The 11,453-nt window shown below is 44.2% G+C and carries 12 protein-coding genes; 6 read left to right on the forward strand and 6 right to left on the reverse strand.

The features are described from left to right. Positions 1-12: 12 nt before the first annotated feature. Positions 13-609: an SCO family protein gene (locus ABT56_RS16350; protein WP_047879954.1), complete on the reverse strand. Its 597-nt coding sequence runs from the start codon at positions 607-609 to the stop codon at positions 13-15. A 778-nt stretch (positions 610-1,387) separates the two neighbouring features. Between ABT56_RS16350 and ansB the strand changes: the two genes are divergently transcribed. After that, on the forward strand, positions 1,388-2,449 hold the full coding sequence (ansB, locus tag ABT56_RS16360) for an L-asparaginase 2 (protein ID WP_047879956.1): 1,062 nt from the start codon (positions 1,388-1,390) through the stop codon (positions 2,447-2,449). A 78-nt stretch (positions 2,450-2,527) separates the two neighbouring features. On the opposite strand, the gene ABT56_RS16365 is transcribed toward ansB, so the two are convergent. The 3 genes from ABT56_RS16365 to ABT56_RS16375 all read right to left on the reverse strand — a co-directional run bounded on the left by ABT56_RS16365 (position 2,528) and on the right by ABT56_RS16375 (position 5,526). After that, positions 2,528-3,439 carry a polyprenyl-phosphate transporter gene (locus ABT56_RS16365; protein ID WP_047879957.1) on the reverse strand — a complete coding sequence of 304 codons (912 nt, stop codon included), beginning with the start codon at positions 3,437-3,439 and terminating at the stop codon, positions 2,528-2,530. Between the two features lie 117 nt (positions 3,440-3,556). Beyond that, the gene (locus tag ABT56_RS16370; RefSeq protein WP_047879958.1) at positions 3,557-4,849 is read right to left on the reverse strand and encodes a sensor histidine kinase; all 1,293 of its coding nucleotides are present in this window, start codon (positions 4,847-4,849) and stop codon (positions 3,557-3,559) included. A 2-nt stretch (positions 4,850-4,851) separates the two neighbouring features. Next, positions 4,852-5,526, reverse strand: coding sequence for a response regulator transcription factor (locus ABT56_RS16375; protein WP_047879959.1), 675 nt, complete (start codon positions 5,524-5,526; stop codon positions 4,852-4,854). Between the two features lie 140 nt (positions 5,527-5,666). Between ABT56_RS16375 and ABT56_RS16380 the strand changes: the two genes are divergently transcribed. The 4 genes from ABT56_RS16380 to ABT56_RS16395 all read left to right on the forward strand — a co-directional run bounded on the left by ABT56_RS16380 (position 5,667) and on the right by ABT56_RS16395 (position 9,102). Beyond that, a complete protein-coding gene (locus ABT56_RS16380) occupies positions 5,667-6,683 on the forward strand; it encodes a glycosyltransferase family 2 protein (protein ID WP_047879960.1) in 1,017 nt (338 codons plus the stop codon). Further along, positions 6,673-8,163, forward strand: coding sequence for an ArnT family glycosyltransferase (locus ABT56_RS16385; protein WP_047879961.1), 1,491 nt, complete (start codon positions 6,673-6,675; stop codon positions 8,161-8,163). The genes ABT56_RS16380 and ABT56_RS16385 overlap by 11 nt, the downstream gene beginning before the upstream one ends. 103 nt (positions 8,164-8,266) lie before the next feature. Further along, positions 8,267-8,518 (forward strand): hypothetical protein, encoded by a 252-nt coding sequence (locus ABT56_RS16390; RefSeq protein ID WP_047879962.1) that lies wholly within the window; start codon positions 8,267-8,269, stop codon positions 8,516-8,518. Between the two features lie 167 nt (positions 8,519-8,685). Further along, positions 8,686-9,102 carry a VOC family protein gene (locus tag ABT56_RS16395; RefSeq protein WP_240478335.1) on the forward strand — a complete coding sequence of 139 codons (417 nt, stop codon included), beginning with the start codon at positions 8,686-8,688 and terminating at the stop codon, positions 9,100-9,102. A 48-nt stretch (positions 9,103-9,150) separates the two neighbouring features. On the opposite strand, the gene ABT56_RS24240 is transcribed toward ABT56_RS16395, so the two are convergent. Further along, positions 9,151-9,321 carry a hypothetical protein gene (locus ABT56_RS24240; protein WP_169753942.1) on the reverse strand — a complete coding sequence of 57 codons (171 nt, stop codon included), beginning with the start codon at positions 9,319-9,321 and terminating at the stop codon, positions 9,151-9,153. A 289-nt stretch (positions 9,322-9,610) separates the two neighbouring features. After that, complete coding sequence (locus ABT56_RS16405; RefSeq protein ID WP_047879964.1) at positions 9,611-9,922, reverse strand: DUF3081 family protein; 312 nt, start codon at positions 9,920-9,922, stop codon at positions 9,611-9,613. A gap of 304 nt (positions 9,923-10,226) precedes the next feature. Between ABT56_RS16405 and ABT56_RS16410 the strand changes: the two genes are divergently transcribed. After that, complete coding sequence (locus ABT56_RS16410; protein ID WP_047879965.1) at positions 10,227-11,411, forward strand: amino acid aminotransferase; 1,185 nt, start codon at positions 10,227-10,229, stop codon at positions 11,409-11,411. Positions 11,412-11,453: the final 42 nt, after the last annotated feature.

Below are 11,453 nucleotides of genomic sequence, written 5' to 3' on the forward strand. Positions count from 1 at the left end.
ATAATTCTGATATTAAGCTTTGTTTGAGGATGTTTGGAGCACTCGTGAAATGGCATCGACAAGAATATCAGGGTTTAGAGTATGTTGTACCTTTTCTATTAGGTCGCCGTTTGGGGCAAGGAAATAGAAGTAGGAGTTGTGGTCAACAGCATAGTCAAGAGCAGAGTCTTTGAGCTCGGTTCGGATGTAGAGCACACCGTATTTTTCAGCAAGAGCTTTAGTCTGGGCTTGTGTTCCTGTCATACCGATAATATTTTTATGGAAATATTGTGCGTATTGAGCACTTTTTTCTGGCGTATCTCGGTCAGGATCGAGCGTAATGAAAATTGGCCATAGTTGTGACAGTTGCTGAGGTTTGATTTTCTGTAGCGCCGCGGAAAGAACCGCTAGAGACGTTGGGCATACATCTGGGCAGTGGGTATAGCCAAAGTAGATGACACGTATCCGAGGATCCTTGGGATCGTATAGATCAACCGCCTCATTAGCCGTTTCCAAAAAATTCAACGGGTATTCCGGTCCTGTTTTCTCAGGATTGCTTCGGTCAACGATAAGGCTTGTTATAAGGCCGGCAGCAAGAGCTAGGGCAAGGATAATCCATTGATATTTCACTTTTCCATCCTCAATGAGATAAATACAGGTTCAAACTCATGCTCATGGTTGGAAGGGGTAATCGTCCCTTTCCATGTCATAGCATCTGATGTACAAAACGGTAATATTATCTGGCCATTATACCTATTATCTTGATCGGTACGGCTTAGTTTTAACTTATATTGTCCCATCATCATCTCATGGCCTTCGAGTATGAATTCAAGATTTTCAACTGAGACAGGGAGGGATGGCCATACCACGTCCACTTCAGTGGCGATCATAGGTTTGACGATATCGTGTGATAACCGTATGTTGATTTGGTCATTTATACAGGGGGTACGGCTGAGTTGGCAGTATGTATCGCTCTGAGGGGACTTGGTTGTGAATAAAATGTAAGATAGCCCCAGTATGATAGCGCTACTGGTTGATAGCATCGGCCATTTCCTTTTTATGCTCATTTTCATCCTTACTAACGGATTGCGATACTCAGATTACCGATGGTGTTTTGATATCCTATCATCTTGCTGTAGTTCTATCTTCGTAGAGCCTTTCTTTTGTGACATTGTTGTAATCTTTATGCTGTTATGTCTGCATTGTTAAATTAAGGGGGCTTTTGTTTTTGGTGTTTCGTGCTGTGTGGCCTGATGTTAACGGGTTACATCGTGATGATGTATCTGCAAGCTAGATCAAATTTTCTCTGCTTCATTTAGTGACAAAAACCACAAAAATATTATGTGTTTCGCATATTATTCACCGTAATTAAAAAATATTAAGATATATATCCAATAGGTGAAAAATTATGAAAAAGAGTGCGATTTCAATTGGTCTGCTAACTGCTGGTCTATGTTTTAGCTCATTAGGCTTTGCAGGTGATCTACCGAATATCAAGATTCTGGCAACAGGCGGTACAATTGCTGGTGCTGGTCAGTCAGCGACAGATTCGAGCTACACGGCGGGTAAAGTTGGGGTAGACTCCCTAATTCATGCTGTACCGCAGATGACAAAAATTGCAAACATCAGCGGTGAGCAAGTTGTTAGCATCGGCTCTCAGGATATGAATGATGAGGTTTGGCTGAAGTTAGCTAACCGAGTAAATGCTCTGCTAGCAAAAGATGATGTGGATGGTGTTGTGATCACCCATGGTACGGATACTATGGAAGAAACGGCATACTTCCTTGATCTTACAGTAAAAAGTGATAAGCCTGTTGTATTGGTAGGGGCAATGCGACCTTCAACAGCCATGAGTGCTGATGGTCCGGTTAACCTTTATAATGCGGTAGTGACAGCTGTGGATGCAGAGTCAAAAGGCCGTGGTGTATTGGTTGCGATGAACGATACAGTTTTTGATGCCCGCGATGTCACAAAGACTAGCACAACCGCTGTAGATACGTTCCAGTCGCCTAACATGGGTCCTCTTGGTTACGTGCACAATAGTGATGTGAAATACCAGCGTAGCCCTGAGCGCCACCATACAACAGAAACAGTATTTGATGTATCGAAAGTAAAAGCGTTGCCTAAGGTCGGTATTGTTTATAACTACGCAAATGCGACAGATTTGCCGGTTAAAGCGATGGTTGATGCTGATTTTGACGGCATTGTAAGTGCTGGCGTGGGTAACGGTAACATGTACCATACGATTTTCGATGGGCTGGCAAAAGCGAGCAAAGACGGTGTGATGGTTGTGCGTAGTGCCCGTACGGGTTCAGGTTCCACAACACTGGATGCAGAAGTTGATGATGCTAAGTACGGTTTTGTTGCGTCAGGTACTTTGAATCCACAAAAGGCACGTATTCTTCTTATGCTTTCTCTGACTCAAACTCAGGATTACAAAGAAGTTCAGAAGATGTTCCAGTACTACTAAGCCTATTTTCTCTATAAAAAAAGCCGCCAAATTGGCGGCTTTTTTATTATCTCTTACCTGGGATGGTTGCTGAGGCGCTTATTTTTCGGAGAGGCGCTCTAGTCCCCACACAAGCGCAATACCAAGGAGCATTGCCATGATAGCGTAGCCGATGAAGGCTGGTTGGCCGGTGATTTGTTCGAAGTGGAACGGAGAGAGGTTCTGTTCAAGTAGCGGAACTTGCTCGCCGCTTGAGTTGGTTCGCCAAGTTAGCGTCTCTTTCCAAGGCCAGATTTTGCTAAGAGTACCAATCATCAGGCCCGTAAGGAATGTTAAGGCGATATCACGATAGTGGCGCAGCACCCAAGATAAAACATGAGAGAACGAAAGTAGGCCGATAACACAGCCACTGGCGAAAAGTCCCAATGTGATGATATCTAAAGATTTTGCAGCGCCTAGGATAGGGGCATACATACCTAGCAGAAGCAAAATAAAGCTACCGGAGATGCCCGGTAGGATCATGGCACAAATAGCAATGGAGCCTGACAGAATAATATTGAAATAAGTTGGCTCCAGCGTCAATGGGTGCAGTACGGTGATGCCGTAGGCAAATACGGTACCCGCAATAACGGCAATAACGCGGCTTGCTCCCCAGTTTGAAACCTGTTTGAACATATGGATCACCGAGATGATGATCAAGCCGAAGAAGAAGGACCACAATGGAATTGGATGAGTGTGCAGCATCCATGTAATGACCCGGGCCAGTGTGAAGATACTGGTTAAGATCCCTGATAGGAGCAAGATCAGAAAGGTGCCGTTAATGTGTTCAAATGCAGCCTTAAAGCCATTTTGGCGCCAAATACCAATTAAGGATGGATTGATACGGCGGATGCTTTCAAGCAGTGTGTCATAAATACCTGTAATAAAAGCAATGGTGCCGCCTGAAACGCCAGGAACGACATCTGCCGCACCCATCGCCATTCCTTTAAGAAATGTAAACACTTTACTCATGATTGTCCGTTAGCGTTGAATAATAAACGAATGTCATTATACCGCGTTATGGTAAAAAAAAAGTTTTTCTATCAAAGCGATTAATATGCATCCCAAAACTTGTTTTTTATCTATTGGTTAAATATTGGGTGCTTCGTCTGCTTTAAATGTAATGCAGGCGCAGCACCCACCGCCTGGGTTGTCACGATGCTCGAGTTTCCATCCATACTTGCGGCAAATATCATTGGCTATGAGTAACCCCAAGCCATATCCGTTCACGCCTTTGTGAGAAGTCCCCAGTCCCATTCCTGTATCGCAAACGGTAATTTGATGTTGTGAAACGCTAATTTCAACAGATCCTTTATCTGTGTATGCAAAGGCATTTTTGATGAGATTTCCCAATAGAATGTTGAGGGTGTTCTCTGGGATTTTGAGAGTTACACCTTTATCTACAAGCACTTGCCACTCTATGTGTTTGTCTGAAGAGATGAGGTGGGTGTGAGCGAGGGTGATCTGAGTAATTTCGGTCTTGGTAATAGGTCTCGCAGTTAGTGCGTCGAAATTTTCCTCTCGGGTTAATGAGAGTAAGGTCGTGACAAAGTCATTCATTTCATCACTGGCATGTTGTAGGCGTAATCGCTGCTTTTCGATGAATGTAGGCTCATGTGACTGGCCGAGCAGGGAGGTAGCCCCTTTTATTACCATTAATGGCGTTCGTAGTTCATGGCTTGCATAGCGATTGAATGCTCGCTCGCGGTTGAGCAGCTCATCAATGCGGGACATGTAGCGGTTAAAGCTATCGACGAGTTGTAGCAGCTCGCGTGATACCGTACCGCTTGGCACCTCAACGGGAGAAAGATCATTTGCACTGCGTTGCTCCAGGTTATCGGCCAGTTCTGATAACGGGTGAGTGAGTCGTCCTGATACTTTTAGTACGACAAGCATCGTGGCAGTTAAGAGGATAAATGAGATTGCGAGCTGTTTTAGTTGATTATCTAAGATCTGTTCTTCGCTAATTTCAAAAATATCATCGTAATAGAGAAGGTAGAGATCTTCATTATTCTTGTCGTTTGTGATGCGGTTGCGTTGAATAAAGTACTCGGTGTCATTGTATTCATCGCGCTCAACCTCAATTGTTTTGCCATACGGCAAATCATCCGGTATGGCGAGATGATCCGGTAAGGATGCTTTCCCAACGAAGGCTTTGGTAAAAGGTGGGATGGCAAATTGCTCAAGATGTTGTTCAGCCAAAACCTCCATAGCAACCTGACGAGCGTGTGTCAGACGGTTATTCGCATTGAGCTGCTCAAAATCATCCAGCGTTGAATCCATCAAGGTAAAATGCAGCGTTAGGATCGCAAATGCAATCGCCGCAAAGTAGGTAAAGGTAAGTTGCTTGGCACTCTTGGCCTTATTGACGCTGACAGTCACGACTAGTCCTCTTTAACCAGTTGATAACCGACTTTCGGTATGGTTCGGATATATGCTTGCTTGAAGGGCTTGTCGATAATACTTCGCAACTGATAGATATGGCTGCGTAATACATTGCCTTCGGGCTCTTCGTCATCCCAAAGCGAGGAAACGAGCTCTTCTTTAGTGACCACTTTGGGTGAGCGGGTAATAAGGAGTTTTAGTATTTTGAACAGCGTAGGGTTGAGGGTAAAGGTGCAACCTTCTCTTTGGGCTGTGTGCGTATTGAGATCAAGTGTGAGATCGCCAAAGTGTAACGACGTTTGGGCCGTCTCTCCACTACGACGGCGAGTCAGGGCTTTTATCCTTGCCTCTAGAATGTCAAGGTCGAACGGCTTGACAAGATAGTCATCAGCGCCGGTTGCGAAGCCTTCGAGCGTATCCTCTCGTGTATCGCGGGCAGTTAGCATGAGGATCGGGGTATCGTTCCCTTGTTCTCGGAGAAGTTTGCATACGGTGAAACCATCCATTTTGGGCAGCATGACATCAAGGATGATCAAATCATAATGATTGCTCGATGCCAATTCTAACCCATGTACGCCGTTGCTGGCATAATCGAGGGCATGCCCTTTAATTTCAAAGAAATCGAAGATAACTCCGGCTATATCCTGATGATCTTCGACCAATAATAGTTTCATTGCGAACTCCGACAGTCGGCTTGTTAGCCTTAGGTATTCCCCCTATTTTGCCATACTAGCGTGTGAAAAAAATGTCAGTGACATTTTTCTCACAAGGTTATGTTTAGCCTGTGGTTATTTTCAAAAACGAGAAAATAACCATGTCATCTATTGCTATGCTGCCCCGCCGTCCGGATGAGGCCTACATTGTTCAGCCTTTTCTTAGCGTCATTGTTCCGATGTACAACGAATCTGAAGTTCTGGCAACTTGCCATGAACGGTTGTGCGATGCATTGGATCAGCTACACAGGCCATGTGAAATTATTTATGTTGATGACGGAAGCGCTGATAGCTCTTGGTCTTTGGCTGCGGCATTTACTTCGCCACACCATACAGTCAGGGCGGTGCGTTTGAGCCGCAACTTTGGTAAGGAAGCCGCGATGAGTGCAGGGCTTGCACAAGCTGCGGGACAGGCGGTCATTATTATCGATGCCGATTTGCAAGACCCGCCAGAGCTGATTCCGGAGATGGTAAGTCAGTGGCAAGCTGGCTTTGATGTTGTCGATATGCAGCGGAGCAAGAGGCACGGAGAAGGTTGGTTCAAACGATTTACAGCAGCAGCATTTTATCGTGTGATTAATCATATTAGCGAGGTGGATTTGCCCGCTAACGTTGGTGATTTTCGTCTACTTGACCAGCGTGTTGTCCGTGAAATTAATCAGCTGCCTGAGCGTACCCGGTTTATGAAGGGGTTATTTGCTTGGCCAGGATTCAAGCGTACTACCTTACAGTTTGAACGGGACTCTCGCCAGGCCGGTGAGACGAAATGGAATTATCGCAAATTAATGCACCTCGCATTCGAAGGCATTACTTCATTTAGTACTCGACCTTTGCGTATGGCTACGGTGGCTGGAGCGATGATATCTGTTGCTGCCATAGTGTGGGCTTTTATTGTATGGAGCAAGACCCTCTTATGGGGGGATCCGGTCGCTGGCTACCCGTCCATGATGATTATGATGCTGCTGATGGGTGGGATTCAGTTATTGTCGATAGGGCTGATGGGAGAGTATATCGGCCGGCTATTTATCGAAGCCAAGCAGCGACCGTTGTACGTGGTGATGGATGAAAGCGTGTCGGTTGGTTACGAGCAGAGCAGGGAGACTGAAGATGGGGTATAAGCATTCAGTTTCCACACTTGCTCGTACGGGGGGGTATTTGCTCTTCGGTTCATTGATCGTTCGTCTGATGACGTTGGGTATTTACCCGCTCATGGATACCACTGAAGCACGTTACGGTGAAATGGCGCGGATCATGTACGAAACGGGCAATTGGATTACACCGATGTTTGACTATAACGTGCCTTTTTGGGGTAAACCGCCCCTATTTGCATGGTTAAGCGCAATGGGGTTTGAGGTCTTAGGCGTTAACGAGTTTGCAGCTAGGGTACCGCATTTAATGGTGGGGGTACTCATTCTTTATCTTGTCTGGTATGCCGCGAAACGGACGCTCGGAGAGAGTATGGCATGGTTAGCGACAGGAGTCTTGGCGACCACAACGGCTTTCATCGTTATTGTTGGTGCGGTTATGACCGATACAGCACTGACTCTTGCTGTAAGTTTGAGCATGGTGAGCTTTTGGTTGAATTGGCAAAATAAGTCATCGTGGCATGGGTACTTGTTTTTTACTGGTTTGGCTATTGGCATGTTAGCCAAAGGCCCACTTGCCTTGGTGCTGGTGGGTATTAGTTTGACGATGTGGTTGTTGCCTGATCATCGTTGGAAGCGAATTCCCAATCTTCTGCCATGGAAAGGAGGGATTATATTATTCCTGTCGCTCACCTTACCGTGGTACTTAATTGCCGAATGGAAAACACCGGGGTTTCTGAATTATTTTATTGTGGGCGAGCATATTATGCGTTTTGTGGTTTCCGGTTGGGAGGGGGACTTATACGGTACAGCTCATAATGAAGTTAGAGGAACGATTTGGCTATTCTGGTTGTTGGCGGCATTTCCATGGGCGCCTGTCTTGCTCTATCAGGTATGCCGAAAGTCAAATCCAGCGACATTGAACACCATCATACCTGATGGGTATATTGGTTATTTGTGGTGTTGGATGCTCGCCCCAATGCTATTGTTTACCTTTGCAGGAAATATCTTGCCCAGCTATGTATTACCGGGGCTGCCAGCATTGGCGTTACTGGTGTGTGCATATCAGAAGCAAAAGCCGTTGGCGACTTGTGTCTATCGGCTGGGGGAGATAACACCGATCATGATCGCCATCATTGCTATATTGCTTGCGTTTAATTTAGTTGGGAAAGAGGCGGAAAAAGGGCTACTGGCAACGTGGAAGAATGACCCAAGTAACGTGGCGAGTGATTTGGTTTATATAAATCAACGCCCGTTCTCCGCCCAATTTTATTCGCAGGGCAAAGCTGAGCAAAAGAATCTGCCGCTGGAGGCAATACTTAACGAACAGCAGCGGAGTAGTTATTATGTTATTGAAAAAAATAAAGTTCCTGAAGGTTTCATTTGGGATAAACAGCGCTGTGATTTGATCTCTGAAAACCAGAAGCGCCAGTTGGTACACTGTAACCCACCATCTTCGTATGTTCAGGCTGTTTCCCGTAGTCGCTCAGAGGCGGAGCAAGAAGAATTGTGAGCCATGTCAGTTGTTGCTTTTTTGAACTGTGACGGGGTGATAATGACCTTGCAAAAAGTATGTGATTATATAAGCCGTTAATTTTTTGGCTTGGAGCACGACTATGTTTAAGGAAAAACTGGGTATTCCCAAAGATCACAAGTTGATACGCACTGATATGAAGTGGGATGAGGGAAAAAAAGTGGATGTCGATACTTTTTGGTATGACGAGAGGGATGTCAGCGATGATATTGTCGCTAAATATATCATTAAAGTGACTAAGTATATTTATCCTCCTAAAAGATCAGATGTTACGTTTCAAAAATATACGGCTGATAGTTTGAACTTGTTGGCGACGGGTGATTTACCCGCGTAATATTGTTATTAACTACATGGCTTTTCATGAAAAGAGTGGTATTCGTATCACTCTTTTGCTTTTGTTACGAATAGTTTGTGATAGCAGTCATGAAATGCGCAGAGCGTATTATTTGTTCAGTTGTATATCTTAATCATGAAGACTAATATATTGAATTGAAACCATAAATGGAGTTTAAGTTCGAGATGATTCCTCAAGATTCAACGTTACGTGTCGTGCGACCTACAGATAATTTAAATAAAATCGCTTTAATGTACAGCAAGGCGTTAGGCTTTGAGATGTTAAAGCAATTTAAGGATTATGATGGTTTTAATGGTGTAGTTCTCGGACATAAAAAGCACGCTTATCATCTAGAGTTTGTTGAAAAAATTGGTGTTGAAGCGGGTAGAGCACCCTCTACTGAGCATTTGCTGGTTTTTTATGTTGATTGCAGCAGGGTGTGGGAACGTTCTTGCCGTAATATGATTGATGCTGGTTTCACCGTGGTTGAATCTAGCAATCCATATTGGGAACAAGTCGGTAAGACATTTGAAGATATCGATGGTTATCGGGTTGTTCTACAAAACCGAGATTGGTCACTATAAACACAGTAACGTTTAATTGTGATAAAAAAACCCAAGCATGCTTGGGTTTTATTTGTTTCCGTTTAGTTGGCTGAAATAAGCTGAGCGAAACAGCAATACAAAGCCTTCTTGCGTTAGGTCTTTAGCTGTTAGGTCGGCTTCATCTAAACGACGGTAGCATTCGTCAAGCGCTCTGATCACCGCTTCTTGTTCATTGGTTTTAAGTTGTTCTGCAAACACGATAGCCTCATTTGTAAAATGTTCAATCACTTTGTTAAATCTTATTTGTAATTTACATGAGCGATATTGAACGAAGTCTGAACAGTATTCCTACGTATTGCTAATTCGAAGTAAAGTATATTCATTATTGGCGAAGACTCTGTCAGCGTACTGTAATTCTTGAACGTATGAGTGTGAATTGCGATAGGGTGCAAAAAAAAGCTATTGTGTTATTTGTTGCACCCAGAATATTGCGGTTAAGATCGTATTATTTTATCTTTATGTATTAATTCTATATTGATAATCTCCATTAATATTTATCGGTGAGATTTTCTAGTTTTTTTATAAAATCTTGTATTTGTGCTTCGTTATTGTTGTGAAATTCTGCTTTGGTTTGGTTGATAACTGAGTCTGGGTCTTCATTCATAGTGTGGAAGTGATAGGCATTATGAAAGTGGATATCTAAGCTGACATGGTCATCCGATAAGCTCACAGAGTATCCGTCATGGCTTTCTGTACATTTGATGTCATCAAGTTGCTTACCAAACTCAATTTCCTGTCCCTGAGTTTTAATCTTCTCATAGGCTGTTAGCAACATTTTGATATCAACACTATTTTTCATCTCAACCTCCGACATGCTAAGACCAGCGTCAAATGCTAGGTGGTAACCAGCTTTAAATCACAAAACAGCTTAATAGTACGCGAGTTATTTATACCTATATTAACTGTAGGTGTTTAACCGCTACCTGCAAGTGAAGTTACACAATGGTTAATCTAGATCAAGAATTTAGCATCGCTACGACTGGGATGACAGCGTGAGTCAAGGTGCGGTTGCACAAGGAAGAAGACGATTAGCTCACAAATCTGATGACGTACAGAGATTGAAGTGATAGAAATAATAATCCCTAGTTAAACGGAATTTTGACATGTTTAAGCAACTTGCAGAGGCGCAACCCGATCCTATTTTATCTTTGGGTATTGCGTATCGTGATGATCCCCGCGACTGTAAAATGGATTTGGGCATAGGTGTATACCGCAATAGTGAGGGTGTAACGCCAATCATGCGAGCGGTACAACTTGCACAGCAGCGGGTTGTTACTCATCAGACGACAAAAGCCTATGTTGGTTTATCCGGAAATGAGCAATTTAACCAAGCTATGATGGATTTGTTGCTAACCGGTACATCAGCCCATGAGCGCGCTGCCGCGGTGCAAACTCCTGGTGCAAGTGGTGCCCTGAGAATGCTCGCTGATCTTATTTATCTGGCTAAGCCCGAAACGACGGTGTGGATTTCCAATCCTAGCTATGTGAATCACAAACCTGTTATGGAGGCCGCAGGACTCCAGGTTCGTTATTATCCGTATTTTGATCCTGAGACCAAGCAGGTTGATAGCCAAGCAATGCTAGAGGTATTGGCTGAAGCGGGAGATCAGGATGTGGTCTTGCTGCATGGTTGTTGCCATAATCCGACAGGTGCAGATATTTGCTTTGAAGATTGGCAGTCAATAACTGAGTTGGCAAAGAAAAACGGATTTATGCCTTTTGTTGATATCGCGTATCAGGGATTTGGTGATGGCCTTGAGCAAGATGCTGCTGGGCTGCGCTATATGGCTGATAACATCAATGAGATGGTGATAGCCGCCTCGTGTTCTAAGAATTTTGGTCTTTATCGAGAGCGAACAGGGGTTGCTATTGTTGTGGGTGAGTCGTTGGCCGAGGCACAGAAAGCCAAGGGACGGATCCTTAATATTGCACGGTCTACATATACCATGCCGCCTGATCATGGTGCAGCACTTGTTGCTGAGGTACTGGGTGACGCTGAGCTTACGGCTGAATGGAAGAAGGAGCTGCTGGAAATGAATCAGCGGTTAATCTGTCTACGTCAGGGGTTGGTTGATACCATTAGGGCAAAAGGATCTCATCAGTTTGATTTTATAGCAAAGCACAAAGGCATGTTTTCTATTACGGGATTGACGGCAGAGCAAGTCAAGAGATTACGTGATGAATTTGGTGTATATGCAGTTAATGACGGTCGTATCAATATTGCAGGGCTACAGGAGGAGCAGTTGGACTATTTTGCAGACGCTCTTCTTGCTGTCACCCAGTCGTGACACCATAGTTATCTGTAAATGATAAGGTAGTTTCGTTTGCTA

Origin of the sequence: Photobacterium aquae (genome assembly GCF_001029445.1) — a bacterium.
In the GTDB taxonomy this organism is placed as follows: Bacteria; Pseudomonadota; Gammaproteobacteria; order Enterobacterales; family Vibrionaceae; genus Photobacterium; species Photobacterium aquae.

Coding starts and splice junctions, on each gene's coding strand:
- ABT56_RS16405 (WP_047879964.1), bottom strand. CDS start 9,922: ATGAAAAATAGTGTTGATATCAAAATGTTGCTAACAGCCTATGAGAAG.
- ABT56_RS16390 (WP_047879962.1), top strand. CDS start 8,267: ATGTTTAAGGAAAAACTGGGTATTCCCAAAGATCACAAGTTGATACGC.
- ansB (WP_047879956.1), top strand. CDS start 1,388: ATGAAAAAGAGTGCGATTTCAATTGGTCTGCTAACTGCTGGTCTATGT.
- ABT56_RS16375 (WP_047879959.1), bottom strand. CDS start 5,526: ATGAAACTATTATTGGTCGAAGATCATCAGGATATAGCCGGAGTTATC.
- ABT56_RS16410 (WP_047879965.1), top strand. CDS start 10,227: ATGTTTAAGCAACTTGCAGAGGCGCAACCCGATCCTATTTTATCTTTG.
- ABT56_RS16365 (WP_047879957.1), bottom strand. CDS start 3,439: ATGAGTAAAGTGTTTACATTTCTTAAAGGAATGGCGATGGGTGCGGCA.
- ABT56_RS16395 (WP_240478335.1), top strand. CDS start 8,686: ATGGAGTTTAAGTTCGAGATGATTCCTCAAGATTCAACGTTACGTGTC.
- ABT56_RS16380 (WP_047879960.1), top strand. CDS start 5,667: ATGTCATCTATTGCTATGCTGCCCCGCCGTCCGGATGAGGCCTACATT.
- ABT56_RS16385 (WP_047879961.1), top strand. CDS start 6,673: ATGGGGTATAAGCATTCAGTTTCCACACTTGCTCGTACGGGGGGGTAT.